22 protein-coding genes are annotated in these 26,555 nt (G+C 47.3%); 4 read left to right on the top strand and 18 right to left on the bottom strand.

What is annotated here, in order from left to right:
- Positions 1-4: 4 nt before the first annotated feature.
- On the bottom strand, positions 5-532 hold the full coding sequence (locus DWX00_RS17450; RefSeq protein WP_117813468.1) for a cysteine hydrolase family protein: 528 nt from the start codon (positions 530-532) through the stop codon (positions 5-7).
- 27 nt (positions 533-559) lie between these two features.
- The gene (locus DWX00_RS17445) at positions 560-1,381 is read right to left on the bottom strand and encodes an alpha/beta hydrolase (RefSeq protein WP_022461955.1); all 822 of its coding nucleotides are present in this window, start codon (positions 1,379-1,381) and stop codon (positions 560-562) included.
- Positions 1,382-1,588: 207 nt separating this feature from the next.
- Between DWX00_RS17445 and DWX00_RS17440 the strand changes: the two genes are divergently transcribed.
- Complete coding sequence (locus DWX00_RS17440) at positions 1,589-1,849, top strand: DUF1292 domain-containing protein (RefSeq protein WP_022461956.1); 261 nt, start codon at positions 1,589-1,591, stop codon at positions 1,847-1,849.
- A gap of 142 nt (positions 1,850-1,991) precedes the next feature.
- Here DWX00_RS17440 and DWX00_RS17435 read toward each other — a convergent pair whose 3' ends face one another.
- Positions 1,992-2,444: a GNAT family N-acetyltransferase gene (locus DWX00_RS17435; RefSeq protein ID WP_117509966.1), complete on the bottom strand. Its 453-nt coding sequence runs from the start codon at positions 2,442-2,444 to the stop codon at positions 1,992-1,994.
- A 16-nt stretch (positions 2,445-2,460) separates the two neighbouring features.
- A complete protein-coding gene (locus DWX00_RS17430; protein ID WP_118595891.1) occupies positions 2,461-3,795 on the bottom strand; it encodes a carboxylesterase/lipase family protein in 1,335 nt (444 codons plus the stop codon).
- 262 nt (positions 3,796-4,057) lie between these two features.
- Here DWX00_RS17430 and DWX00_RS17425 point away from each other — a divergent pair, with 262 nt between their 5' ends.
- Positions 4,058-4,609, top strand: a complete 552-nt coding sequence (locus DWX00_RS17425; RefSeq protein WP_243038049.1) for an AzlC family ABC transporter permease — start codon at positions 4,058-4,060, stop codon at positions 4,607-4,609.
- Positions 4,606-4,929 (top strand): branched-chain amino acid transporter permease, encoded by a 324-nt coding sequence (locus DWX00_RS17420; RefSeq protein WP_118595889.1) that lies wholly within the window; start codon positions 4,606-4,608, stop codon positions 4,927-4,929. The genes DWX00_RS17425 and DWX00_RS17420 overlap by 4 nt, the downstream gene beginning before the upstream one ends.
- A gap of 76 nt (positions 4,930-5,005) precedes the next feature.
- Here DWX00_RS17420 and DWX00_RS17415 read toward each other — a convergent pair whose 3' ends face one another.
- The 8 genes from DWX00_RS17415 to DWX00_RS17380 form a co-directional block, all read right to left on the bottom strand.
- On the bottom strand, positions 5,006-6,697 hold the full coding sequence (locus DWX00_RS17415) for an AAA family ATPase (RefSeq protein ID WP_118595888.1): 1,692 nt from the start codon (positions 6,695-6,697) through the stop codon (positions 5,006-5,008).
- Positions 6,698-6,764: 67 nt separating this feature from the next.
- Entirely contained in the window at positions 6,765-7,283 is a 519-nt protein-coding gene (locus DWX00_RS17410) for a VanZ family protein (protein WP_118595887.1), read from the bottom strand.
- Between the two features lie 393 nt (positions 7,284-7,676).
- Positions 7,677-8,966: a glycoside hydrolase family 125 protein gene (locus DWX00_RS17405; RefSeq protein ID WP_118595886.1), complete on the bottom strand. Its 1,290-nt coding sequence runs from the start codon at positions 8,964-8,966 to the stop codon at positions 7,677-7,679.
- 105 nt (positions 8,967-9,071) lie between these two features.
- Positions 9,072-10,523 (bottom strand): ABC transporter substrate-binding protein, encoded by a 1,452-nt coding sequence (locus DWX00_RS17400; protein WP_117509974.1) that lies wholly within the window; start codon positions 10,521-10,523, stop codon positions 9,072-9,074.
- Between the two features lie 95 nt (positions 10,524-10,618).
- On the bottom strand, positions 10,619-11,551 hold the full coding sequence (locus tag DWX00_RS17395) for a carbohydrate ABC transporter permease (RefSeq protein ID WP_055219078.1): 933 nt from the start codon (positions 11,549-11,551) through the stop codon (positions 10,619-10,621).
- Positions 11,552-11,563: 12 nt separating this feature from the next.
- A complete protein-coding gene (locus tag DWX00_RS17390) occupies positions 11,564-12,451 on the bottom strand; it encodes an ABC transporter permease (protein WP_055265684.1) in 888 nt (295 codons plus the stop codon).
- Positions 12,452-12,554: 103 nt separating this feature from the next.
- On the bottom strand, positions 12,555-13,562 hold the full coding sequence (locus DWX00_RS17385; protein ID WP_118595885.1) for a LacI family DNA-binding transcriptional regulator: 1,008 nt from the start codon (positions 13,560-13,562) through the stop codon (positions 12,555-12,557).
- Between the two features lie 390 nt (positions 13,563-13,952).
- Positions 13,953-16,349: a hypothetical protein gene (locus DWX00_RS17380; RefSeq protein ID WP_118595884.1), complete on the bottom strand. Its 2,397-nt coding sequence runs from the start codon at positions 16,347-16,349 to the stop codon at positions 13,953-13,955.
- 130 nt (positions 16,350-16,479) lie between these two features.
- Between DWX00_RS17380 and DWX00_RS17375 the strand changes: the two genes are divergently transcribed.
- Positions 16,480-17,322, top strand: a complete 843-nt coding sequence (locus tag DWX00_RS17375; RefSeq protein ID WP_158578901.1) for an AraC family transcriptional regulator — start codon at positions 16,480-16,482, stop codon at positions 17,320-17,322.
- 137 nt (positions 17,323-17,459) lie between these two features.
- Here DWX00_RS17375 and DWX00_RS17370 read toward each other — a convergent pair whose 3' ends face one another.
- From DWX00_RS17370 to addA, 6 genes are all read right to left on the bottom strand, one after another.
- On the bottom strand, positions 17,460-19,241 hold the full coding sequence (locus tag DWX00_RS17370; RefSeq protein ID WP_118595900.1) for a class I mannose-6-phosphate isomerase: 1,782 nt from the start codon (positions 19,239-19,241) through the stop codon (positions 17,460-17,462).
- Positions 19,242-19,386: 145 nt separating this feature from the next.
- Positions 19,387-20,103: a GntR family transcriptional regulator gene (locus tag DWX00_RS17365; protein WP_118595899.1), complete on the bottom strand. Its 717-nt coding sequence runs from the start codon at positions 20,101-20,103 to the stop codon at positions 19,387-19,389.
- A 68-nt stretch (positions 20,104-20,171) separates the two neighbouring features.
- The gene (locus DWX00_RS17360; RefSeq protein ID WP_118595898.1) at positions 20,172-21,059 is read right to left on the bottom strand and encodes an ROK family protein; all 888 of its coding nucleotides are present in this window, start codon (positions 21,057-21,059) and stop codon (positions 20,172-20,174) included.
- A 275-nt stretch (positions 21,060-21,334) separates the two neighbouring features.
- The gene (locus tag DWX00_RS17355) at positions 21,335-21,901 is read right to left on the bottom strand and encodes a hypothetical protein (RefSeq protein WP_118595882.1); all 567 of its coding nucleotides are present in this window, start codon (positions 21,899-21,901) and stop codon (positions 21,335-21,337) included.
- 118 nt (positions 21,902-22,019) lie between these two features.
- Positions 22,020-22,721: an ATP-binding protein gene (locus DWX00_RS17350; protein ID WP_118595881.1), complete on the bottom strand. Its 702-nt coding sequence runs from the start codon at positions 22,719-22,721 to the stop codon at positions 22,020-22,022.
- A gap of 107 nt (positions 22,722-22,828) precedes the next feature.
- Complete coding sequence (gene addA / locus DWX00_RS17345) at positions 22,829-26,515, bottom strand: helicase-exonuclease AddAB subunit AddA (protein ID WP_118595880.1); 3,687 nt, start codon at positions 26,513-26,515, stop codon at positions 22,829-22,831.
- Between the last annotated feature and the right edge of the window lie 40 nt (positions 26,516-26,555).

The following is a 26,555-nucleotide window of genomic DNA, read 5'->3' as shown; positions in this document are numbered from 1 at the left end:
CCGTCTATTCGTTTACAATGTCAATCTGGCACATTTTCATAGCTTCCAATGCATTTTTATGACTCTGCGGCGTTACGCCCGCGCACGCGGATGCATCGACAGAAATCGGCACTTCCGGATAAAATGCTTTCAGCAGCATGGCATTGGAAATCACGCAGATGTCGGTGCAGAGTCCCACGAGTTCAATGAATTCCAGCACGCCGCCTGCCAGTTTTTCGATCTCCTCCGGCAGATTTTTTGCACCGAAGGTGATTTTATTCATCACCACGGCCTGTTTTTTCTCCGCCATTTTCTGAATTGTATCCTGCAGTGCATGACCCTTCGTTCCTTCGATACAATGCTCTACCGGAAGTTTTCTGCCCTCGGACGTTTCCAGATAATCCGCAAAATGGGTATCTCTGGTGCAGATAACAGCTCCGTCAAACGAATCCATCACCTCTGCAACGCGGTCAACAATCCCGACCGCCTCTTTCGTGCCGAGACTTCCGTCGATAAAATCATTCTGCATATCTACTACAATTAATACTTTCATCTTTGTTCTCCCTTCTGGGACATTTTTTTATAAATGCTGCATCCAGCTCAGTGCCAGTGAAATCCAGCTCTGGCACTCTTCGCGTACTGCGTTCTGGTATTCATAGCTCTGTGTCTCCTCGCTTGCAAGGCCAAGGCCGTGGCCGCCGACCGGATAAATATGCATTTCTACCGGAATCTCCAGTGCATGCAGTGCTGTAAAGAACAGAATGGAGTTTTCTACCGGCACGCAGTCGTCCGGCGCGGTATGCCACAGGAAGGTCTTCGGCGTATCGAGGCTGACCTGATTCTCGAGAGACATCTCGTCTACCAGCTCATCGTACCGGTCTCCCAGCAGATTGGTGAAGGATCCGCGGTGCGCTTTCGGACCGGATGTGATAACCGGGTAGGATAACAGCAGACCGTTCGGACGAAGCTGCTCTGCGTCTACGCCAAGTTCTTCTGCAAGGAATGTTTTCTTTTTCCAGAACACACCGTACGATGCTGCCAGATGGCCGCCTGCGGAAAATCCCGCTACTACTACTTTGTTCGGATCAATATGATATTCTGCCGCATGCTCCCGCAGATGTGCAACGGTCCAGGCAAGCTGGCGGAGTGCCGTCGGATAGTGAGCTGCCGGAGCAACACTGTAATGCAGAACAACAGCGTGGTAACCGGCTCCGACAAACTTCAGCGCAATCGGCTCTGCCTCACGCTCGGACACCCATTCATAACCGCCGCCCGGGCAGATCACGATGACCGGACGCACGCGTTCCGGAGCAATCTCACGCGAGTTGTCCAGAAAATACGTATATAATTTTGCAGTTTCTTCTGTATCTTTTACTTTGACATCTAATACCTGATAATTCATAAGTTCTTCCTTTCACCCAATTTTTCCGGGTACGGCCACAGCCGCCAGTTTTTACTCTGTTGTCATTATACCGTATCGGCGCAAAATATCAAGCGTATCGCACCAGACACTTTTTTCTTTTCAAATCCAATTGCTCATAGTATAATAAATTTATATTTGCATGTTTTTGAGCGGCAAAAATAACACATAAAGGAGTATATTGCAATTATGGATTCCAATCTTATTGTCCTTACCGATCAGGACGGAAATTCTGTCCGTTTTGAGCTTCTGGATATCGTAGAATACAAGGAGGATGAGTACGCAGTTCTCTATCCGGCCGACGGCGGCGATGACGAACCGGTACACATTCTGCGCATCATTTCCGAGAATCTCGATGTCAACGAAGCCGAGTTCGAAGGCCTCGATGACGATGAACTGATCGACACCATTTATCAGATCTTCCGCGAGCGCAACGATCTGGACGACTGATTCTGCCACGCAAAAAGAGCAGCATTTTTACCTTTCACACGCCGGTAAAATGCTGCTCTTTCTTTATTCTAATTTTCCCTCTTTCTTTGAATATTTTTCCAGTATCACAGCCAGTGGAGAGAATATCTCTTTCTGAGGGACATTACAATTTATACTGCATAAAATTCCCATTGTGCACAAATCCAAAATCTGTATACAACTTAACGCCCATATCCGATGCCGTAATCTGTATTGTTCCGCATCCATATTCTTTTGCATCTTCTATCACACGGGACAGCAATTCTTTTGCAATACCTCTTCTTCGATACGCCGGATCTGTAAACATACTGGACAGTAATCCAATTCTGCCGCTCGGGCATCCAAAGTATGGAGGTTTTTCTACGAATGACATTCCACTTGTTGCGATGATGCTCTCTCCGTCAACAGCAATCCAAGATACAAAAGTACCATCCGCCATATGACGTTCATAGTAATCTTTTAACGCAGGTGCTAAATCAATTTCTTCTTTTGCCCCCTCTTCGCGAAGCTGATGGATTCTCATCTGAATGAAAAGATCCAGTTCCTTTTGGGTAAGTCTTTTATATTCGATTGCCATTTTTATTTCCTTCTGCTTATTCTCTCACATCCAGCACCTGCACATACGGATCATCCTTTGTGCATGGTTTCCAGTCGTCTTTTCCCTCTGCATTCGGGTTTCCGGTTTTCATGAAATTAGTCCAGTCGTCCATCATTTCTTTGCTGAGGGCATAGTCGCCTTCAGTTTTCGGGCGCCAGCTTCGGCCCAGGGTTCCGAACATGTACCAGAGTTCGGAGGAATGGAACGCTCCGGCGTCGTCACCTAACAGGGCACGGGTGAAGTAGTAAACGTAAGCCGGTTTTCTTCCGAGTTTTTCCAGCGCAAGGCTCCAGTTGATGCATCCCTTATAGATGCCGCCGTGCTCGCCTTTTTCTTTCATCTCCGGGAACACGCCGATGTCGTCTGCGGTTGATCCGAGCATGTATGGGATGTCCTTGATTTTTCCTTCGGTTACTGCCTCGTTATAGCCGCAGGTCAGCAGGTGATTGTCGATGTTCGGCACGAAACTCAGCATTCTCGATGGATTTACGCGGCCAAACTCCTCCTGCAGCTCCACAATTTTCTCAGCCGGAATCGCACGCAGTTCTTCCAGCGATTTTGCTCCGCTAAGCTCTACAAATTCCTGGCCGATGGTTTCTGCCTCGGAAAGCGGCATATCGCGGTTCAGTCCGGTGTCGTAGCCGCCGGCGCTCTGGAAAATGGCTTTGCTGATCCAGTTTTCAGTCAGCGGAGAACTGACGAGTGTCTGTACGCTCATGCATCCCGCGGACTGGCCGAATACGGTGATATTTTCCGGGTCGCCGCCGAATGCTGCGATATTTTCTTTTACCCATTTCAGTGCTGCGATCTGGTCGAGAATCGCGTAGTTTCCGCTTCTTCCGACACCGCTCTCCTCGGACAGCCACGGATGTGCCAAAAATCCGAAAGCACCGAGACGGTAATTGATCGTAACGAGAATCACTCCGCGTTCGCAGTAAGCAGCTCCATCAAATTCGGATTCGTGGCTGAATCCATGCATGAATGCACCACCGTGAATCCAGAAGGCAACCGGCAGTTTTTCATCCGCTGCATTTGCCGGTGTCCAGATGTTTAAGTACAGACAATCCTCACTCTGGTTCATACCAAATTCCGGATCGAGATAAAATTCTTTTCCATAGAAGGAGTCCGGCTCATGCTCGGTCTGCGGGCAGACACATCCGAAATGATCCGCCTTATAAACGCCCTCCCAGCACGCCGGCTCTTCCGGCGGGCAGAATCGTTTTTCGCCTACCGGCGGCTTTGCGTACGGAACGCCGCGGAATACCGTGTAGCCGTCTTTTTGCACACCATGAACCTGTCCATATTTTGTTTTTGTCTCTGTAATTGCCATAATTAAAAATCCCCTTTCCATTTCTTATAACTGTGCTAAAAACCCTCATACAGATTTAGTATAGCAAATCTTTTTCTCCCCTTCCATATGCACAATTCCGAAGAATACCGCCTGATTTTGTGACTATTGTTTACCCTTCACCCCTCAAGAAAACATCTGCTGCTTCGCCACGCTGGAAAACGATTTTTCTTCGGAAGTTTAGATTTTATTTTTCTATATTCCTATTGACTCACTATGTTTTGAATAGTATAATTCGCTGCTGGTGAGTCTGACAGTCTACACGGGTGCATTCCAGTTCGTCCTGATTACATTTCTTTCCAGCGGCGCATCTCTCATCACGATTGCCCTCACCGCACTTCTGATGAACAGCCGCCAGAGCTTTTACAGCCTTACCTTCCTGAAAGAATTTAAACAGATGGGACGGCGGAAACTGTACATGATTCACACCATGACCGACGAAACATACGCCGTAAACTGTACCTTAGATCTCCCCCAAAAAGAAAAGGAGGACACCATGTTCCTCGTTGCACTGTTCAGCCGCTGTTATTGGATGGTTGGTTCGATTCTTGGCGGCATCCTCGGTCAGATCATTCCGTTCGACCTGACGGGCATTGATTTCTGTATGACAGCACTTTTTCTCATCATCTTCATTGACCAGTGGGAAAAAGCAAAGAAGCACACACCAGCACTCACCGGTCTTGGCATCGGCGTCATCTGCCTGCTGATCTTCGGTGAAAACCACTTCATGCTTCCGGCACTGCTGATCGTATCTGCCATTTTACTTCTGTTCCAGCGAAAGGAGAACCTCGCATGACAACTTCCTATTTTCTGACCGCCGTCGCCATTTCCGCTGTAATCACATTCGGACTCCGCGCACTTCCGTTTCTTGCATTTTCCGGCAGCCGAAAAATGCCCGCTTCACTGGAGCGCCTCGGTCAGGCACTGCCGTCAGCCATCATGGCAGTTCTGATTGTCTACTGTATGAAAGATATCCCATCCGGCGGTATCTCTGCCGCAGTGCCAAAATTACTCGCCGCAACAGTCGTCTTCATCACCTACAAATGGAAACACCAGACACTGATCTTCATCCTGCTCGGAACGATTTCTTATATGATGCTTCTGCATCTCTTTTAACCATACTTCTGTTCGCCAAAAAGGAACGCAGTCACAAACTCCTATCAAAATTCGTGACTGCGTTTTTCTTTTCCTGCTATGCTCCAATCAACACATTCTTCCCCGCAAATGCAAACCCATAATGCCGGATCCTTTCCTGCGGCACGCCGAGGGCCACCAGTTCTGCGTCGTATTTTTTATCCACGATCTGTTTTAAAGCCTCCTGCACCGCATCTTCCAGTGTCTCCTTTTTTACCCGGCTGCAGACTTTAAATTCAATAATAATCGCCGGATCTTTTTCTCTATTCTTCGGAATCATCATCACATCATACCGTCCAAATCCACTTTCCCGATTCGACCGGATCTGATAACACTCTGCGCGTTCTGCCATCAGTCCCAGGACGAAGCCATGATAGAATCGTTCCGGCTCCAGACTTTCACTGTTCTCTCCGCCAACGTCAAAATGGCTGAATGTTGCAAGTGACACTTTATTCATATAATAATTCATCGCTTCCAGATCGCCCTGCATCAGTGCTTTCACAAAGCTGCTGTACCCAGCTTCCGATGCTTCAAACCATCCGCGGAACATATCATCAAACATGCTCACCGTTTCCAGATTGGTGATACGGAGCTGATACCACGGCTTCAAAGTAATTCCGCGATACTCCACCTCTTCCGCTTTCAGATAACCGCTCGCGAGCAGCAGACTCCAGATTGCATTTTCATTGTAATCCGGCTGTTCAAACACCATCTGCTCATCAAAGTTCACCGTGACTGCCTGTCCGTTCAGTAGATCTTCCATATACTCTTTGATTTCCGGCGAGGCGGTGCGGATCAGCTTTCCCACCAGACCGTTCGAACTCGTATCTGCCCAGTACGGGCGCAATTTCTTTTCTTTTAAATAATTGGTAATCGACCATGGATTGTAGATATCGCGGTGTCCGCCAAAGATAAATCCATCATACCACTGCTTCACAACGTCCTTTTTGTCTCCCATTCCGAACTCGTCCAGAGATGCAAAAACTTCCTTTTCGGTAAATCCAAAACAGTCCGCATACAGATCCGATGTCGTCGTCACCACACGCAGATTATTTAAGTCAGAAAAAATACTTTCTTTCGAAACCCTCGTGATTCCGGTCATCATCGCACGTTCCAGATAAGGATTCGTTTTAAACGTCGCATTAAACAGACTCCGCACAAACGTTGTAAATTCCGCCCAGTAGCCATGGACATACGCTTCCTGCATCGGCGTGTCGTACTCATCCAGCAGAATAATCACTCTTCTGCCGTAATACCGCGCCAGATACATACTCATATTATTGAGTGCCGCTGCGGCCTCCGCATCACCCATATGCAGATTGACCTCGTTGTATGCTTTCTTCTCATTTCCGCTCAGCAGATCCCCATCCAGAAGATAACGGTTTTCTTCATACACTCTCGCAATCTGCTGTTTGATCTGGATTTTTGCTTCCGAAAGCTGATCTGCTTTCACGGCTGCAAAACTCAAAAAGATCACCGGATACTTTCCCTGCAGTTCCCGATATTTTTCTTCTTTCCAAACGCCAAGTCCTTCAAACAGATCGCCCCGGGCGGCATATTTATTAGAGAAAAAGCAGTCCAGCATGCTCATATTCAGTGTCTTGCCAAAGCGGCGGGGGCGGGTGATCAAGGTGATTTCATCCCCGTTTTCCCACCAGTCCTTGATGAAGTGAGATTTATCCACAAAGAAATAATGGTTTTCCCTTAAGGATGCAAAATTCTGTTTTCCTATACTGATTACTTTTTCCATCCATCACACCTGCTTTCGGAATTTGTCCTTTTCTCGATTATACACTATCCTTTCCTGAATTCCAATCTTAAAACATCCTATTCGCCGCAAACGTAAAAAACAATAACGCCAGAAACAGCACTTCCAGCACCGCTCCCAGAATGGTAATGATCTTTCCCGTCTTCTCTTTCCAGATTTTTTTCATCCCCAGATACAATAGAATTCCGATCACCGCGCCAAGCGTATTATCGATCACATCCGTAATATCACTCGCGCCGATCGCAAAAATATACTGTGTCACCTCAAAAAACAGGCTTAGTCCCGATGCAAGGAGAATGCGGTTCTGAATTTCGCTGTCCGGGTAGATGGCTGAGATGCAGAGGCCGAACGGCAGAAAGACCAGCATATTTTCGATAATTTCACTAATCTGCACTTTCCCGTTCACCACAACCGACGCCGCATACGGAACCAGATTAATCCCCCGCAGGTGCGGAATTTCTTCCGGGCGCAGAGCGAATTTGAATAAAATGCACCAGACAAGCAGCGCCAGGTAAATGCCGAATACCACAAGTAATGCTTTTGATTTTTTCTCGTTTTTCCAGGTCATGTTCTTTCCTCTCTCATCTTCACTTGATAAGAGGATTCTACCAAAACATTCTTAGGATTCCGCTTCTTCTTTTCCAAAGAAATCCCAATAAATTTCCTAAGATTTTCTGATGCTCAGATTCTTTTACATTTCTTCGTCATGCCAATTTATTATATCTTTCATATCAATTATATCTTTTACATATCACAAAAAAACTGTGTATAATACCCCGTGTGCAGAGAAATGAATCAAAATGAAAATCCCATGTTCCCCTGGGACAGCAGTATTCTCCCCACTGCTGTCCCTCCTTTCAGGGAAACTGTTACTGACAGTTTTCTTTGGTGTAGACGAAAAGAGGAGGCTGTGCAGCGACCACAGCCTCCTCTTTTCTATCTTTTTCGTTTTTCTTTTTGTTTATTTCTTAATCTCATATCCGCAATACTGCATGACCAGCTCACAGAACATTGCGTTTGCCCAGGAGAACCACTCTCTGGTGTAAACGGTCGGATCATCTACGAAAACACCCTCGTGCATCAGTCCTGTACCGCCGTCGGTTGCCATCAGTTCGTGGATCATCTGATGTTTCTCCTCTTTTGTCGGTGCGGTCAGTCCCTCGATGGCTTTGGAGATGTGCCATACGTAGCGGACCGGTGTGTGCGGACTTCCGATTCCGGAAAGCTTTGTTCCGGAATAGTAGAACGGGTTTGCCTCGCTTAAGATCAGCTTTCTTGTGTTGTCAGCCACTTCCTGGCTTTCCGGCTCGTAGCCGAGATAGCTCATAGCCAGAAGACTCGGTACATTGGCATCGTCCATCAGATTATACTGGCCAAAGCCGTCTACCTCGTAAGCATAAACATCGCCAAGTCCCCAGATATGGGTGGTACCGTAAGTCTCAATGGCCTGTTTTACGGTCTTTGCCATCTCTTCTGCTTTCTTCGCAATCTCCTCTTTTCCGCCGACGAAATCTGCGATCTCCTTCAGATAATTCAGAACGACAACCGCAAACATGTTGGACGGAATCAGATAACCGTAACGGCAGGAATCATCGCTTGGACGGAAGCCGGACCAGATCAGGCCGATGCCGGATTTTACCTGCGCACCTTTTCCGTCGCGGGAAAGCGTATCGGTGTAGGAGCAGTTTTTACGGATGAAGCTGTACGGGGATTTCTCCTCGTGATTCATTTCGGTCTCAAATACAGTCAGGATTTTGTCAACACCCTCCCAGAAAACCTCGTCAAACTGATCCGTTCTTCCTGTATTCTTCCAGAACAGATAGGAGAACTGCAGTGGATAGCAGAGAGAATCGATCTCATACTTTCTCTCCCAGATCCACGGTCCCATATCGGTCTCGTCCTTCTCCCAGCAGTTGCCGTTCGGTCCTTCGTTAAATGCGTTTGCGTATGGATCGATGTTGATGCACATAAACTGGCGGCGGATCAGGCCCGCGATCAGGTCAGCCAGCTCCGGGTCGTTCTGCGCCGGAACAAGGTACGGGCGCAGCTGTGCTACCGAGTCACGCAGCCACATGGCCGGGATATCTCCGGTGATGACGTAGGTGCTGCCGTCCTCCATTTTCTTTACGGTTGTGTCGAGGGTATTGGAGTAGCATCGCTCAAACATATCAACGATTTCCGGCTCGTCTTTCAGTTTTTCTCTCAGGCTTAAAATCAGCTCCTGAACGGACTTTGGTAAGGTCTCTTTCATTCGTTTTACATCCTTTCTTTGATCAAGTACGGTATATCCTGCAACAGGGCATCTCCGTAATCGAAAATGCCCTGTTGTAGTTCTTATAAAGTTAATGTATCAAACTTATTTCTGTGCGTCAATCTGTTTCTGAGCTTCCTCGCGGATGGTCTCCCAGCCTGCTGTCTCAAGCTCAGCATCGATGGTTTTTACAAGCTCTCTTGGATCCTGTGCGCCGGTGAATAACTCAGAATAGTATTTTTCATATACGGCACGGCAGTTTGCAAGCTCTGTTTCGATGTTGGAGGTATCCAGGTTGAATCCAAGCATCTCAGACGGAGTTGCTTTCTCGTTCAGCTCTTCTACTTCATCCCACTGGTTGAAGTCAACATCGTCTGTCTGAGTTACGTTGAAGAAAGTACCCTGGGTATATCCGGCCATACCCCAGTCAGTGGTCAGGCGGTGTACCTTATTGTCATCGGTGTACTCGAAGTCTTTTCCTTCTGCTCCATAGTAGAACCAGTCACGTACTTTGGAATCCGTATTTACCAGGTTCAGAAGCTGAAGTGCTTTGTCCGGGTGCTTGCATCCGGAGTAAATACCATTGATGGAACCACGTACAGTTGTGTTGGAAACGACTGTGTTGCCATACTGTACTGCTGAACAATTGGCGATACCATTGTTCGGACCCCATGTTGTTTTTGCAGCGCCGCTCCATCCCTGTGCAACAAAGAACATTGCGTATTTGCTGGAATCATCTGCTGTCGGAGCGTCGCCGTTGATGATGCCCTCCTGATACATTTTACGAACGATATCCAGGTTGGAAAGGATTTCTTCGTCATCCAGCGGATTGACAACGGTCTTGCTGTCATCGCCGTATTTAACGCCGATTGCCGGAAGTCCGGAGCTTAAATCATCGTAGTTCAGGTTCAGCAGGAAGTTTGCACCATTTTTGGACATGAAGTACGGAGATCCGCCTTCGCCCTCTTTTACTGTCTTCAGAGCATCGTACAGAGTATTGAAATCTGTTACAGAATTTACATCAATGTTATATTTGTCTGCAATATCCTGATCCCATACAAAGTACTCGGAAAGGGAGCTGTCTTTGTAGGTCGGTACGCCGTAGATTTTTCCATTTACTTCTACTGCTTTCCAGTAATCTTCCGGAATCATGTCATACAGCTCGGAAGCGTTGTCTTTGAGCAGATCTGTAATGTCCATCAGTGCGCCGGTGTTCACCTCAGAAGAGTAACGGTTCTGGTCGGTGAACAGGATATCGAAATACTCGCCGGAGTTTGTGATAACGCTTCTTCTGTTATCCCAGTCACCCCACGGAACGATTTCCATGTCTACATTAACGCCGATTTTCTCCTCCAGATATGGGTTGATCTGTGCAAGCCACTCATCATAATCCTTCGGCATTCCGTTACCAACCTGAATCCATTTCAGTGTAACAACTTCATCTTTTGCATCACTCTTTGAAGAGCTGCTGCTTCCGTTGCTGCTTCCGCAGCCTGCCAGCATGCCACCGGCCATAACAGCAGAAAGTGCAAGAGCTAAAAACTGTTTCTTTTTCATTGTAGCATCCTCCTGATATAAAATATAGAATGTTGAAATTATCCTTAACCGAAGCCTTTTGCTTCAGTATGAGATCCATAAAGGTAAATGGTCGATCAGCCTTTTACCGCACCGACCGTCAGACCGGAAATGAAGTATTTCTGGAAGAACGGATAGCAGCATGCGATCGGGATGATGATGATGATTGCCATCGCCATACGGGCGCCCTCTTTTGGCATCGAGTTCATGTACTGTGCCGTGGTAACGCCAAGAGACGGGTTGTTTGCCATCATCTCAATATTTCTCTGTACGTGATCCAGCAGAGCCTGCAGGGAATACAGCTTGGTATCGCTGATGTACAGGGAAGACTGGAACCAGTCGTTCCAGTAACCGAAGGTGAGGAACAGGGCGATCGTTGCCATCAGCGGTTTCGACAGCGGCAGGGCGATCTTTCCGAAAATCTGGAACTGGGTTGCTCCGTCGATCTGTGCCGACTCAATGATGGATTCCGGAATGTTGGTCTTGAAGAACGTTTTACAGATAACAACGTTGAACGAAGAAACACAAAGCGGAAGGATCAGCGCCCAGATACTGTTTTTCAGATTCAGAAACTGTGTGTTGACTACATAAGAAGAAATCATACCACCGTTAAAGATCATTGGAATGAAAACGACCATGGTAAAGAATCCGTTCAGTTTGTAGGTGCTTCTGGAAAGAACGTAACCCATCAGCATCGTAAGGGCAACTCCGATTACCGTACCGATAACCGTTACCGCAACGGAAACGCCAAGTGCTGTCAGGATCATCTGTCCTTCCCGAAGAAGGAATTTGTAAGAATCCAGCGAGTATGCACTCGGAATAAACTGGTAGCCGTTCATCTTGATCGAATGCTCGGAAGAAATCGAGATCATAAAGATGAATACTACCGGGATAATACAGGCCAGGGCGAGGATCACAAAAATAACATTGAAAATTGCATTTGTAGATCCCTGGATCTGATTTAAATGTGAAGAGGAAGCCAGATCAAGATCTTTTTTCTTTTTTGCCATTTTCGTACCTCCTTAAATAATCGCGCTGTCTTCATCAATCTTCTTCACAATGGCATTGGCAAGAAGGATGGTGATGCAGCATGCAACAGACTGGAAGAATGTTGCCGCAGAAGTCATTCCGATCGGAGTGGAAGACTGCAGTGCGTTGTATACATATGTGTCGATAGTTGCTGTCGTTTTGAAGATCGAACCGCTTGCTCCCTGAGAAAGCTGGAAGAACAGTCCGAAGTCGGAGTAGAAGACCTTTCCGACATTCAGGATGAACATCATGATGATGACACTCTTTAAGCAAGGCAGGGTAATGTGCCATACCTGCTGTCTCTTGTTGGCGCCGTCCATAACGGCTGCCTCGTACAGTGTGGTATCAATACCGGAAATGCTGGACAGGTAGATAACCATGTTGTATCCGGTAGATTTCCACAGATACATGAAGATCAGGATAAATGGCCATACACCGGCACTCATGTACCACTGAATCGGTTCCTTGCCTGCATTTCTCATTATACTGTTGATCAGACCGTTGTCCTGGTTCAGGAATGCATCCAGGAAGTAGGAAGCTACAACCCATGACATGAAATATGGGAAGAACATCATCGTCTGATATACCTTCGACGCTCTTTTGTTGTGCAGCAGGCTGATCATGATAGCCAGTCCTACGGAAAATACCATACCAAGAACGATAAATGCAAGGTTATACAGGATTGTGTTTCTCAGGATGACGAACAGGTCGTTGGATCTGATCAGGAACGAAAAGTTTTTGAAGCCGGCCCAGTCACTGTGGAGCAGGTTATAAATGAAACTCTTTCCGCCGGTGATTTTGTAATTCTTGAACGCAATGATCAGACCGAACATAGGCAGGAAGCAGAACAGAATATACCAGATGGTGGTCGGCAGCGCCATGACGGTCAGCTCCGTGTCATTCTTGGTCCAGCGTCCTTTTTTCTTTTTGCTTGGTTTACTCAAGATTTTTTCCTCCTTCTCCCGATTGCTCGGGCTTATCACTTTATCCGTTTATCTTACAAACGGAATCCCGGTAAATAATCTTTCCGGGAATGCGGTATACCTCGCCGCTCTTTTTCTGCGGTTCATTCATATGTTTGATCATACGTTTTGCCGCAAGACGTGCAATCGCGTCGGTGTCAACCGCAACCGTGGTGAGCGACGGACTGCACAGTTGTGCATAAATGGAATCATCAAAACCGGTCACGGAAACATCCTCCGGTACGCAGATTCCACGCTCTTTTAATGCCTGCACTAATTTGAATGCGGTGGCATCGCAGTTACAGACAAATGCGGTGGGCAGCTTCTCCGGTAGCAAAAGCGGAATGGCAATGCCTTCCTCGCTTCGGTCCGGGATTCTCCACTCATTTTTCGGGGAAATTCCCTCCTCCAGCATTCTCCGCAGATATCCGAGATATCGGTCGGAAATACTGGTTGTACTTCCTACGGTTCCGACAAATCCGATGTCTGTGTGGCCCTGCTGGATCAGGTAATTGGTCAGCTCATAGGAGCTGTAAATATTCTCGGTGATGACGGAATCGGATTTGTGGGTTCGATCGTAGATGTCCACATACACCTTCGGGAGATCAATCTGTGCAATCTGCTCCCGGACACCCTTATCGAGAATACCAAGAAAGATCAGGCCGTCGAACAGCCCTCTGGTCTGTATCGTGTTCATGTCCGACGGGAGTGTTGCTGTTGTCGGAGAAATCATGATACTCGAACAGGATGCTCTCTGCAGCTCGTAGATGATCCGCTCGTACATTGCCATATAAAATTTTCCTTCGTCTCCGGAGCTGAACCGCGGACTCATGATGATACCGACTTTTTTGCTCTTCCGTTTTCCGTAGTCCGGAAGGACATAACCGGATTCTCTCGCAAGCGCAAAAATCTTTTCTTTCAGTTCTTCTCCCACGCCGTCTTTTCCGTTCAGCGCCTTGGAAACTGTTACTTTACTGATGCCCAGCTTATCTGCCAGGTCCTGCATGGATACTGATTTTCTCTCTGCCATGTTACCAACAGCCCCTCTATTTGTTTCTTAACTTGTGTTTAGATGTTAACATCTTTTAGAAAGATTGTCAATAGCCTTTTCGTTATTTTGTATATTAAAATTCTTATTTTCCAGTCCTAATTTGTATAGATCGAGGAGTATTCTTCTGTTTCTTTTGATTTTTTAGACAGAAAATCTGTGTTCTTGTGTTAAGTCACATAACATCTTAATATTAACGCAGTACTTTTTCGCCTGTTTTCATTTTTAACGAAAAAGCAGCGGAAAGTCTGACTTTTTCGTCTAATTGTCATACTCCCCGCTGTCTTTTTTCATCTTCTGCTGTTTTTCATACTACCGCCAGACAGCCATGGCCTCATTGCCTGACACCGCCGTAAAACCGCGGAACAATGATTACCCGCAAATAAAGGTAACCACACCCTTGTCATTATCTGACAGGCTTTCCATATCTTTCTCTGCGGTTCCCTGCTCCACAATCTCCACTCCATAACGGAACTCACTGAATCCGGACAGGTCCATCTTGAAGTTTGTTTCCCATGTGTTATTCATAATCCAGCTGTAAACCGGCCGTTTATTATTCTCCTCTTTGTTATCGCACAGAAGGATTGGGTGGGATTCCATCTCCCCCATGTAAAGTAACGGTGTGTCAAAAGTATTAACCAGAATCGTCTGATCTTTTGTCCGGTAAACGAGCCCTTCATCCGCAATATAGTATTCCATATTGGTGCCAGGAAGCTGATCAATACCAGGGCGCATGGTAACACCTCCGTTCTGGATCATCACTTCCGCATCCGGAAGATTTAACGATAACGGAAGGTACAGGCTTTCGATATCCTCGCTTAATGTTTTGGCTACCCGGTAAGAAAACTCAATTTTCGGAAGATGACGGTACATTTTGATCACAACACTGCTGTGATACGTTCCCTCCAGGGTAAAGATCAGTTCTACTTTGGTAAACACCGGTCCGTGATCCAGAATTTTCACATCCGTAAGGTCACCCTGATACTGCTCTGCGTGAAGTCCGCGGATATTTCTTCCGATCAGACTGCGTTCCGCATAAACACCCTTCCGTATTTCGGTGCGTTCATAAACCGGCGTGAAGAACGTTTCCAGACCGGATTTGCACATTTCAACCTCTGCTTTTTTATTGTAGAAGGAGGTAATGCCCTCTCCGACTTTCCATTTGATCTGAAAGAAATCGTTTTCCAGACCGTAAGGCAGTTTGTAACTTTCCGGATCGTACGTGTTCACAATATCGCGCACCCGCTCTGCGCCTACCCAGGCAGTTCTGGTGAACAGGGTCTGGGACAGAGCCGGCTGCTCTTCGTACGTGAACGTTTTCTCTTCCATCGGCTCAAATTCTGCCAGAAAACTTATCAGGACTCCGCGCGGATGAGCAGACAGCTGCACCTCCATCTCCTGTTTTGTTTTGTCATCGGTTACTTTAACTGCAAAAAGACTTAAAGTTTCTACGTAAAATTCTACCGGAAATACTCTCTTTTGATGGCTTGTGGAGACCGCTTTCACTTTGCCGGACAGATTGTAATACCGCAGGATATCACCCAGTTTATGGCACTGTTCATTTTTACGCATTGCCGCGGCCTCATGTGCCTTGGAAGCATAGCTGCTTTTTCGCATATCCAGATTTGTTACCATGGTATCATACGGATTGGTTACCGTAGCAGAATGACCCCAGGTGTGCTCTGCATACAAAAGAGAATTGTCGCCATATGCCTGAATCATTTCTTTGTTATGTACCCCTGTTTTTTCTTCCAGTCGGTCGCAGATATGGTTCAGTCGTACGGCTTCTTTGTAATGTTTTACCGCATATGGTGTACTTCCAACGCCATTGCCCCACCAGTCATTGAGGGCACCCCGATACACTGGTGCATCCTGCACTTTATCCCGGATCTTGTCATACAATTCCTGAAGCGTCACCATATGCATGGTGACTTCTTCGCCATATTTTTCATTAAACAGCGCAACCGTATCTGCAATGGCCGGGTTGATCGGCGCATTATCCGAAAAAACGCCGGAAACACTGGTGATATAGAAATCGTACGGATAACCGTTTTCTTCATATTCCTTTATGCTCGCAGCCAGATTCGTGTGCAGATTTTCCAGAAGTCCTGCCACATCGCCATTCTTTTTGCCGAAGTAATTTTCTGTCATAAAGTTAACATTTTTATTCAGGACGATGCCGAGGGCATTTCCCAGGTTATAATGCTCACCATTCCATACCAGCAGACGCTGTCCGTTCTCATTTTCCCAGAAATACGGTTTCTGGTTCTGATACAGCGGATACATGCCGTGATGGGTATGGATATTGGTATACAAAAATTCTACTCCGTTTTCGATCAGGGCATCGCGCTGTCCCATGGAGATACCATTAATATCTGCAATCATGGCTGTTTTGATCTGGATTCCTTTTTCGCCGCAGATTTCCTGCATCGTATGGATTTTTTCTTTCAGATATTTGCAGTCGGCAAGATCATTAAAGTTCAGATAATTGGCAGACAGACCGATGTTTCCTTTTTTTACCAGATCGAAAAACTTTTCTTTTTCTTCCTCCGTTGCCATTTTGAAAAACTGCTCCACGCAGTACCATGTCTCACAGTTCCATTTCAGATCTTTCTGGGTTGTGTTGTTTTTGATTCCATTTTCAATCAGTTCGACCGCCCTGCGGATGTTGTTTGCCTGATTGTAGATAACCTGCTCCTGCAGATCGGTGTAACCCACGTCAGTGTGGGAATGATGTACGATGTAGACTTCTCTGATTTTGTGTGTCATTTGCTATTTTCTCCTTTTTATGCTAGAATGCTAACAATTGTTCTTGCAGTAATGCCATATCATTCATTTATCAATGATTTATTTTTAAAATTATTATATTCACAGAAGAATGTATAGGTGGAAACGACTTATGAATGAAAACGAATTACTTATTAAAAATCGCCTCCGGGAGGCAACTGTCATTCTCGAACGTGCTAATCTGATTATTTGCGATGAATCCTGGAAATGCGATTCCTCTCGTCCTCCTTTTTCCAGCTTTCAGCTGGTAATACAGGGGGAAGGCACAGTTCAGGTCGACCAGACAGTATTGCATCCTCACGCAGGTCAGTTATATCTGCTCCCAGCCTGTACGCATCAATCTTTTTTTACAGATGTTCAAAATCCCTATCGCACCTATTTTTGCCATTTTCAGATTACCTGTCAGCAAACGGACCTCTTTCAGCTGGTTCAGTTTCCTCTTTGTGTTGATGCTAAAGACCCGCAAAAAGCACAGCGAATTTTTCAGGACATTATTCAATCCTGTAAACAGACGGATATTTCTTCCGCTTTGAAGGCCAAACAGGCTGTCTTTCATCTGCTCTGCTATTATTTTGAATGCTGCCCGCCTGGAAGTGTCTCTTTCATTCCACAATCCTTTGATTCTCCACTTTCCAGTGCAATTGCCTATGTTGAAACACATCTGCATGAGCAGATTACCGTACAACAGATGGCAGAAGTGGCCGGCTACCATTCCAGTTACTTTACAAAACTATTTCAGACCCACATGGGAATTTCTCCTGGACAGTTTATTCTGCAGAAAAAAGTGGAAACTGCAACGCTGCTTTTAACTTCTACAGATCTGCCCATTTCCAAGATTGCAGATACACTCGGTTTTGATAACCAGTTTTATTTTTCAAATTTTTTCAAAAAGCAAACCGGCATGGCGCCATCTTCCTACCGCCGTTTATATCTGTGCTCTTGTTTGGATTCTTAAAATATTCTTCTGTTCTCCTGTGCAAAAAGAGTTTAGCACAGGAGAATCTCCAATAACATACATTATTCTTCCTGAAATATATAAAATTCTACGTTCTTTTTTCCATGCAGCTACCATAAGTTTTTATCACTTTTCCCTTATCGCACTGATGCTACCAGCATTTTAATCGTCTCGCCTTTTTTCGGTACAATCCGATACGTTCCGACCGCTGCCGGAACAATGGCGGTTTCTGCGTAATGTACCGTAAACGGTGCAAAGCTTCCATCCACGCTCTCAATCGTAGCACTGCGTCCATCCACCAGGTTCATGACGTGAACGGTGTCATCCATGGAAACGGTGTACACTTCCGAAAGTGTGTAGCGCATCGTGTCGATAAATTCGCGGCTGTGCAGTCCGGTGCGCTCCACTTCACAGTTTTCTGTTTTTTCCAGTGTTTTCTGCTGGCCGACGATATTGTCGTACACCCATTTGGTATCGCGGTTCCACTGGATATTTTTCATACCGTGGTCGAGGTGGATCGGACGCGGCAGTCCATCCATGCCAAGGCGGCCCCAGTCCCAGAGTTTGAAGGTAAAGATATACGGTGTCGCACTGATCTCCAGCACCATCGTGTTTTTTCCTGAGCAGTGCACCGTTCCTGCCGGAATCAGCACATGATCGTGTTTTTTGACCGGGATTTTGTTGACATATTTTTCTGCAGGGAAAAGTTCTTCTCCTTTTTCTGCTGCACGGAGTTCCCGCTCCATCTCTTTTTTATCCACGCCTTCTTTGAGGCCGAGGTATACATACGTTTCCTCGTCTTCATCGGCATCCAGAAGATAGTAGCTCTCATCCTGCGTATATGGCATGCCAAATTTTTCATAGATATATTCGGTCAGCGGATGTACCTGCAGGGAAAGATTCTGACCGCCCATCGTATCCAGCAGGTCAAAACGGATCGGGAATTCTGCGCCGAACCGGCCGTGGACTCTTTCACCCAGCAGTTCATGCGGCGCATAGAAGACAAGATCCTGTGCCGGTACTTTTAAGACTTTTCCGCCGATTTCCAGATTCAGGCTGTTTTCCTCCGGAACTCCGTCAAAGCTCCACGCGAAATTTTCCTTCAATGCATCCAGACCAAAGTTTTCCTTCATCCACTGACCGCCCCATACGCCAGGGTCGAAATACGGCTCCATACGAAATGGCTGTCTGGCAAGCTGCTGCAGTGCGCCTCGGAAGGCATTTCCCGTTGTAAGAACCGGTGCATTTTCTTTCTCCGTATCCAGAAGATACGTGAATTTTTCATACCGCTCTTTTTTATAGCGGTCCGCCAGACGCCATTCAATGAAAAATCCCCGTTTATATTTCGTCAGGATCGGATCATTATAATTGGTACTGTGCCAGTTTGGCATTCCGCTCCGGTAGCGGAGCTGAACTTCCCAGCGGGTCAGATCACAGTAAACAAGAACATCTGCTTCGGCCAGAAGCTCTGTCGCTGTACCAACGATCACGATCAGACCACCGTTTGTATCTTTTTCTTCCGCACATTCTGTCTCAATTGCTTTTTTCATGGTTTCCAGCTTTTCGCTCTCAAACCAGGTGTCTATGGTTTTATGACACATAATGCCGAAAACACGGTCATCGGTGATGTAATCGTTAAATTCTCTTAACAGCGTTTCTTCGTCTTTGGCACAGTCTTCGATATCAAAAATCCGGTCCGGCTGCAGTGCATTGGCCAGTTCCATTATTTCTTCTTTTCGTACACCCGGGTACAGATCAAAGGAAAGAATACAGGTTTTCTTTTCTTTCTGTTTTTCCTGAACCGCCCGTTTTAATTCTTCGATGATCTTCTTTTTTTCATCCCAGATTTCATTTTCGTATCCTGTGATCTTCATTTGCGGATGTAATTCGTAGTTTCCATATTTCTTTTTTAAATTCATTTGGATTCTTTTCCTTTTCTTAATTTTTCTTCCATCCATTGGGTTGTTTCCTGCGCCGATCAGACCTATCATCTTTGTTTCAACGCTTTTGCATCTGGCGGATTTCGCACTTCTATCCGGTTTCGTTTTTTTACATGTCATATGTTTACAGTTCCACCGTGTACTTATAACGATTTCCCGGATAATAGCAGATCGAATATTCAAAAACCTCGCCGCCCTTCCGAAATGTCTGCCGTGTCCGGATAAAAATAGGCATCTGCGCATCAATTTTCAGTGCTTTCTGCACCTCTTCCGATGGAAGTGCCGCCTCAAGCGTATCCCGGCCGGATTCAATATAGATTCCATGCTCCTCCCACAGATACTGATACAGCGATTCCATGTATGGCTCCGGCTCTGTTGGCAGTTCGCAGATTTTTTTCAGATACGTAATGGTATAGACCATGGGTTTTCCCACAGCATTCCTCACACGTTTCAGGCAATAACATGGCTCCGTCAATGGAATCTGCAGACTTCTTGCTACCGTTTCCCCGGGACTGATCAGTTCCATCTTGCAGTATATTGTCTGCATTTCGATATGATGCTTTTTCATTTCTTCCGTGAAGCTGATGACACCTTCCATCTGCTCTTCGACTTTCTCGTAGACAACATCTGTTCCGATGCCGCGCCGTGCACGGGCGTAACCGCTCTGTATCAGATTCGTCATCGCCTGGCGTACTGTCACACGCGAAAGCTCGTACTTTTCCATCAGCTCTTTTTCTGTTGGCAGAAAATCTCCTTTTTTGTACGTGCCGCATTCGATCTGCTGTTTCAGAATCTGTTCCAGCTGCGCATACAGCGGCGGTGCTCCCGGATTTCTATCCATTTTTGCAGTTTCTCCTTCTTCTTTTCTCTCCATAGCATTGTATTTTTGTTTCTGAAAATATTTTTGCTCTATTGTGTTTTTTCAGGAAACTGTGACAACAGGCCTTCCATGGCACGGCCGGATGTTTCCGTTTCTATCTGAATCCGAATCTTTCTTTTCTCGCACTCTCTTTCCAGTTCTTTTCCAAACCAGGAAAAACTTTTTGCAATCTGTCCGCCCAGAAGCAGCAGATCCGGCTGATATTCCTCCAGCACAGGAAGAAGGCCAGCCGCCACATCTGCTCCAAATCTTCTCCAGACTTCTTCTGCCTCCATGTTTCCCGCTTTTACCAGACCATACAATTCTTTTCCACTCCACACTTTTCCTGTCACAGCCAGGCTAATCTGCTCCAGCCCGCGCACAGAAAGATAATCGTCCAAAATGGAATCTCCAAACGGCTGTTGATAAATCCATCCATTTTCCGGCACACCTTTTCCCGTTTTCACTGTTTTGCCGTTTTCTACAAAAGCAGATCCGGCGCCGGTTCCGATGCAGACGCACAGAATTTTATCTACATCACGACAGTTTCCGTACCAGCTTTCTCCCAGTGCAAATGCTTCAATGTCATGTAAAAACAAAAATCGTGCTGATCCAAGTTCCGGCACGCGCGCCTTGATTTCGCTTTCCAGTGGAATCCCGTAAATGGCATCGTACTTATTCAGTCCCTGCATCCGGCTGATTCCATTTTCATAATCAAACGGACCCGGAATCGCCATCCCAACTCCGACAACACTTCCGTCTGCTTCTATCATCAGTTCCCGGCAGATCTTTGCAAAATTGTCCAGAATCTTCTCTGTGCTCTTCTGCGCCCGTGCTGGAAATTTCCGGATTTTCGTTCTTACTCCATTTCTGTCCGACACACTTCCTTTGATTTCCGTTCCGCCAACATCCAGAAGGATATACTTTTTCTTCTCCATCCCGCTTCCGTCCCTTTTCATCTTTTCCCTGTATTCTTTCTGTTTATATGCCACTAGAATCTCATTTCTTTGTATTGGTTCTCCTGCCGCCTTGTTATAATGTTATAACCTATTCATTTTTCTGTTGCAAGCGCCTGTCTGCAATTTTGTCTGCTTTTGCAAAACTTTGTGAAAACGCGATAATACGTTTTATGCACTTGGCGCAGAACGCAAAAAATCCCCTGTTTCCGGGGTTTTTTATACACTCCGGACAGAGGATTTTTCTTATTTTCTACTTATTTTAATACATTTTCCAATTTAACAAAAAGGTTATTCATCTCCTGCACCACACTCTGCAGACTCTTTTCCCCGACATAGTTTCCAATCGCAAACAATGCCTTATACAAAAAATTAACCGCCCCCTGCAATTCTTCGTTTTGCTCTTTTGTTTCTTTCCGAAGCTGCTGCAGTTTTTCTGCCATCGGAAACAATTCCGCAAGAATCTGCTCTTTTCGTGCCCGGTCCGACGGTTCATCTGTCTCCATTTCTTCGAGATCATAGTTATCTGTTCTGCCGCATTTTCCCTTGCACACTGCGCAATCCGGATTCAGACGGTTCTTTTCTGCCTCCACGCGTACAATCCAGGATTTCCCCTCTTCTTCCCTCAGCTCTTTTTCCGGATTTGCCGCACAAATTCCGCCAAGCAGAATCTCATGCGTGGCTTTGTCCGGGCGGTGACCATTGCTGTCACCGCTGGAAAACTCCTGCGATTCACCTTTTGCTGCTTCTCCTCTTCCATCTACCGACCGGGCCAGACCGATCAGCGCACCAAGAAGCTCCTCTTGTATCTTCGTCATACTCATTTTTCTAATACCTCTTACCGAGCTTTTCATTTTTTTCGTCTTACATATTCCACAAAGCAGAATGTACCAATTGTAAAATAACTTTTAAGGGCACACGCTAATTACTATATCTGATTTTCTACAAAATTTCCCCCTCCGTAGAAATCACCACGGTTTTCACCGGAATCTTCTTTCCACTCTCTTTCAGCGCCATCTTCACGGCACGCTCCATTCCTGCGCAGCACGGAACCTCCATGCGTGCAACCGTGATACTCTTAATATCATTGCACATAAAAATCCGCGCAAGTTTCTCGGAATAATCGATATCGTCAAGTTTTGTACAGCCTACGAGAACGACATGATCCCGAATAAAATCCTGGTGGAAGTTTCCATACGTATACGCTGTACAATCCGCCGCAACGAGAAGGTCTGCTCCTGCAAACATCGAAGCCCGCTCCTGCACCAGCTTGATCTGCACCGGCCACTGGCGGAGCCGGGACGGAACTGCTGCAGAATTTTCCTGCGCATCTGCACGGTCAATCGCCCAGCTGTTTTCACCTGCTTTTCCTGCTCCGGTATTCTCCTGTCCGGCCGCCTCTTTTGCCTTCCGCTGGTTCTCTTTTACCGCCTCCTCATCGTACGGCAGCGCCTCCCGCTCCACAAACGAAATCGCATCTGCCGGACAGACCGGCAGGCAGTCACCGAATCCGTCGCAGTAGTCATCCCGGATCAGCTTTGCCTTCCCGTCAACCATCGCAATCGCACTTTCATGACAGGCATGCGCACAAAGCCCGCATCCTGTACATCTGTCTTCCTCTATCTGAACAATTTTTCGAATCATCACTGAATCTCCTTTTTTCTCTTTGTTTCTCAATACCTATTTGTTTCTCAACTATGATATCATACTTTATCCCTGTTTTGACAGTTGTTTTTTCTAGTAGTTTTTTCCTACAATACCAACTCTTCATCCAGTGCCAGCGAATAAATAATTTTCTCTTTCACTTTCTTCCCTGTCGTCCGCTCCAGTGCCTGCTGGTAATAGGCGAGCTGTTTTTCATACCTCTTTTTCAGCTCCCCGGCTTCTTTCACACGATCCGTTTTGTAGTCCACAAGAACAATCTCGTCCCCCTCCGGGAACCATGCGTCAATGATTCCCTGCACGAGAATGGTTTCGTCTTCCGGATAGGACGGATCTGCCTCGCTTGCCGGAACGGACATTACAAACGGCTGCTCTCGTCTCAGCGTTCCCTTCAGAAATGCATTCCGCATCCGCATTCCCACCGGACTTTTTGCAAAGGTGAGAATGGATTTGAAATAAATGCACTCCGCCTCCTCTTTCGTCATTTTTCCGTCCGCAATCAGTTCTTCCGTCTGTGTCATCAGTTCTTTGATGCTGTACGATCTGCGATAATCGAGACATTCCAGCAGGCGATGATATGCAGTTCCGCGATCGGCTCCGGCCAGAACTTTCGCGTGATCCTTTTTTAGAAAGCCCGGTACAATCGGCACAGGTTCTTCCGGAACGAACAGCTCTTTTCCGATCTCGGATTCCTCCATCCCGGCCTTCTTCAGCTGCGAAACGGTAACTTTTACCGGAATCTGTTTTTCCTTCTCGTACGGATACTGGTAGGCAAACCGCTCCTCCACAAGTTCCTTCAGCGCTGCTTCTCTCGGCGGCTGCTTCGGAATTTCCATGATTTTCTGCTCATTCACCGCGCGCTCCATCTGATGCAGCACTTCTCCCTCAACAAGTCCTGCCGGTGATACAAGGCGGATCGTTACCGGAATTTTCTCTGCATACAGCGGATTGTCCGCATTCCCTGCCAGACCGAATTGTTCATACAGCCCATCGAAACACCGGTTTCTCGAAAATGCCGGCAAAATCCAGTCGAGATACCCGGATGCACTGCTCAATGTCTGATACGACAGCAGCTCCTCCTGCCGCCCCGCATGCGCCGCGCACTGCTTCACGCGGCTCTCCAGCTTCGACGCCATGCCCGTCATAATCAGCTTCTCCTTCGGTCGCGTCATGGCAACGTAAAGCACCCGCAGCTCCTCCGCCAGATTTTCCAGCTTCATGCTCTGCCGGATGATCTGCCGCGGAAGTGTCGCCTGACGGACGCGGTGCTCCGGATCGATCGCATCCGCGCCGATGCCCATGCGGGAATGGAGTACAAGCGCCGCACGGCTGTCCATCTGGTTAAACGATTTGCCCATGCCCGAGAGGAACACAACCGGGAATTCCAGTCCTTTACTCTTGTGAATACTCATGATACGCACCGTGTCTGCGCTCTCCCCGTAAATATTCACCTCGCCGAAATCGACTTCATACTTCTGAAGCTGCTCGATATAACGGATAAAGTTGAACAGTCCACGGTAACTCGTCGCCTCAAATTCCACCGCCTTTTCCACCAGCATCTCCAGATTTGCCCGCCGCTGCACACCACCCGGCATTGCAGATGCATAGCCGCCGTAGCCCGTCTCCTCGAGAATCTGTGTGATCAGCTCATGGATCGGCGTATACGGCACGCGGCTTCGCAGCATTTCCAGCTGCTCCAGAAAACTTCCAAGCTTCTTCCGAAGCGCCTCATCTTCCCCTTCTGCCGCATATTTTCCACACGCCTCATAAATTTTTACGTCTTTATCCACACAACGCACCGCAGCAAGCTCTGCATCAGTGCATCCGCAGATCGGCGAGCGTAAGATTGCCGTAAATGGAATCTCCTGGCATGGATTGTCACACAGATGCAGGTAATTCAGCACCGTCACGATTTCCTGCGTGGAAAAGTATCCCGTTTTTGATGTGCTGTACGCCGGAATTCCCGCCGCCTGCAGTACGCGCGAAAACGTCTCCGCCCATCCGCTGACCGCACGGAGTAAAATGACGATATCCCGGTACTGGATTTTCCGGTATTCCCCGGTCTCCTTATCCACAACTTCCTCATTTCCAACCATTTCCCGGATGCGCGCCGCAACGGCAGCCGCCTCCGTTTCCATCTTCGTCTCGCGGGATTTATCATCTTCCAGCTCCGGCGCCTGGTCGTCCAGCAGCAGAAGCTCCGTTTCGTATGCCCTCTGCCACGGATCCGTATTTCCCTCTTCTTTCTTCGGGAACGCCGCACCCGCATGGAGGCTCGCCGCCTCATCATACGCAATGCCGCCAAGCTCCGGACTCATGAGCTTACGGAACACATAGTTCGCCCCTGCAAGCACCTCCGGCCGGCTTCGAAAGTTTTTATCGAGATCAATCCTCTGCTGGCTTTCTCCGTCTTTTTGATACGTGCGATATTTTTCCAGAAACAGCTCCGGCCGCGCCAGACGAAATCCGTAGATACTCTGCTTGATATCGCCGACCATAAACCGGTTCCACCTGCCGTCCTCCTCACCGGACACCGCAGAGAGCAGTGCCTCCTGGATAAAGTTGCTGTCCTGGTACTCATCGATCATAATTTCCCGGAATTGCTCCGACAGCTCCCGCGCCGCATCGGTCCGCACCAGGCAGCCGTCTTTTTGCTGCACGAGAATTTCAAGCGCAAAGTGTTCCAGATCGGCATAATCGAGAATATTTTTGCTCCGTTTTTTCTCCGCAAACGCTTTTGCAAACTGCTCCGTCAGATCAATCAGCACCCCGATGGGCTCCCGGCAGTCGGCAATCTCCTCCGCAATCGCAGCGCTGTCCTTCTCAAAGAACTGCTCTTTTAACTTCTGCAGCTCCTTTTTGCATGCATCGCGCTCCGCCTTTACCTGATCTTTCAGCGTTTCACTCACATCGTCTGCCTTTTTCCGCGAAAGTGCTTTAAACTTCATTCCGGCCATCGCGCGCACCAGTTCATCAAACGATTCTGTTTCCAGCAGTTCTTCCACCATCTGCTGGTCAGAAGCCAGCGCCTCATCATATAAATACGGTCCTCCAGAGCTTACTGCTGTTTTCCGGTTTTCCTGAATCCCTTCCAGAATACTCGAGAGCCGCTTTTTCGCCTCGCTCATCAGCTCCTGTACCCAGATACTCTCCTGCACTGCTTCCGGTGAATCCATCTGGTACGCCGCCCGGCACTCTTCGAGCCACTGCTCCGGCCACGGATAGCTCATGGAAAACTCATACAGTTTCAGCACAAGTGCATCGAGCCCGTCATCCTGCTTTCCCGCCGCGTAGCTCTCCACAAACCGTGTAAATGCAGACTCCTTTTCCGTAAAGCGTTCTTCCATGACCTTCTGGATCACATCGCTTTTCATCAGACGGATCTCCCCTTCATCCGCCATGCGGTACACCGGATCAAGATCGATCATCTGAAAATAATTTTTGATAACGTACGAACAGAATCCGTGAATCGTGCTGATCTGCGCATGGTGAAGCAGGGTCTGCTGCCTCTGCAGATGCTCATCCTCAGGATCTTCCTCGAGACTCTGCTGCAGCGCACGGCCGATTCGCTCTTTCATCTCACCTGCCGCTGCCCGCGTAAAAGTCACAACGAGCAGCTGGTCAACATCGATCGGACGCACAGGATCCTTTACCATCGCAAGGATCCGCTCTACCAGAACCGCCGTCTTTCCGGAACCTGCCGCCGCGCTGACCAGAAGATTCCGGTCTCTCGTATCAATGACTTTCTGCTGTTCCGCTGTCCATTTTACTGCCATTTATCTCTCCCTCTTCTTTCTGGCTGATTACTTTCTCATA

The sequence above is a fragment of the Blautia sp. AF17-9LB genome, from assembly GCF_003479185.1.
GTDB classification, from domain to species: Bacteria; Bacillota; Clostridia; order Lachnospirales; family Lachnospiraceae; genus Fusicatenibacter; species Fusicatenibacter saccharivorans.
Note: the sequence above shows the minus strand (reverse complement) of the source record. Positions and strands in the feature narration are given on the sequence as shown.

Excerpts from the sequence above, each read along its gene's own strand:
- DWX00_RS17450 (WP_117813468.1), bottom strand. The coding sequence starts at position 532 with ATGAAAGTATTAATTGTAGTAGATATGCAGAATGATTTTATCGACGGA.
- DWX00_RS17445 (WP_022461955.1), bottom strand. The coding sequence starts at position 1,381 with ATGAATTATCAGGTATTAGATGTCAAAGTAAAAGATACAGAAGAAACT.
- DWX00_RS17440 (WP_022461956.1), top strand. The coding sequence starts at position 1,589 with ATGGATTCCAATCTTATTGTCCTTACCGATCAGGACGGAAATTCTGTC.
- DWX00_RS17435 (WP_117509966.1), bottom strand. The coding sequence starts at position 2,444 with ATGGCAATCGAATATAAAAGACTTACCCAAAAGGAACTGGATCTTTTC.
- DWX00_RS17430 (WP_118595891.1), bottom strand. The coding sequence starts at position 3,795 with ATGGCAATTACAGAGACAAAAACAAAATATGGACAGGTTCATGGTGTG.
- DWX00_RS17420 (WP_118595889.1), top strand. The coding sequence starts at position 4,606 with ATGACAACTTCCTATTTTCTGACCGCCGTCGCCATTTCCGCTGTAATC.
- DWX00_RS17415 (WP_118595888.1), bottom strand. The coding sequence starts at position 6,697 with ATGGAAAAAGTAATCAGTATAGGAAAACAGAATTTTGCATCCTTAAGG.
- DWX00_RS17410 (WP_118595887.1), bottom strand. The coding sequence starts at position 7,283 with ATGACCTGGAAAAACGAGAAAAAATCAAAAGCATTACTTGTGGTATTC.
- DWX00_RS17405 (WP_118595886.1), bottom strand. The coding sequence starts at position 8,966 with ATGAAAGAGACCTTACCAAAGTCCGTTCAGGAGCTGATTTTAAGCCTG.
- DWX00_RS17400 (WP_117509974.1), bottom strand. The coding sequence starts at position 10,523 with ATGAAAAAGAAACAGTTTTTAGCTCTTGCACTTTCTGCTGTTATGGCC.
- DWX00_RS17395 (WP_055219078.1), bottom strand. The coding sequence starts at position 11,551 with ATGGCAAAAAAGAAAAAAGATCTTGATCTGGCTTCCTCTTCACATTTA.
- DWX00_RS17390 (WP_055265684.1), bottom strand. The coding sequence starts at position 12,451 with ATGGCGCTGCCGACCACCATCTGGTATATTCTGTTCTGCTTCCTGCCT.
- DWX00_RS17385 (WP_118595885.1), bottom strand. The coding sequence starts at position 13,562 with ATGGCAGAGAGAAAATCAGTATCCATGCAGGACCTGGCAGATAAGCTG.
- DWX00_RS17380 (WP_118595884.1), bottom strand. The coding sequence starts at position 16,349 with ATGACACACAAAATCAGAGAAGTCTACATCGTACATCATTCCCACACT.
- DWX00_RS17375 (WP_158578901.1), top strand. The coding sequence starts at position 16,480 with ATGAATGAAAACGAATTACTTATTAAAAATCGCCTCCGGGAGGCAACT.
- DWX00_RS17370 (WP_118595900.1), bottom strand. The coding sequence starts at position 19,241 with ATGAATTTAAAAAAGAAATATGGAAACTACGAATTACATCCGCAAATG.
- DWX00_RS17365 (WP_118595899.1), bottom strand. The coding sequence starts at position 20,103 with ATGGATAGAAATCCGGGAGCACCGCCGCTGTATGCGCAGCTGGAACAG.
- DWX00_RS17360 (WP_118595898.1), bottom strand. The coding sequence starts at position 21,059 with ATGGAGAAGAAAAAGTATATCCTTCTGGATGTTGGCGGAACGGAAATC.
- DWX00_RS17355 (WP_118595882.1), bottom strand. The coding sequence starts at position 21,901 with ATGAGTATGACGAAGATACAAGAGGAGCTTCTTGGTGCGCTGATCGGT.
- DWX00_RS17350 (WP_118595881.1), bottom strand. The coding sequence starts at position 22,721 with ATGATTCGAAAAATTGTTCAGATAGAGGAAGACAGATGTACAGGATGC.
- addA (WP_118595880.1), bottom strand. The coding sequence starts at position 26,515 with ATGGCAGTAAAATGGACAGCGGAACAGCAGAAAGTCATTGATACGAGA.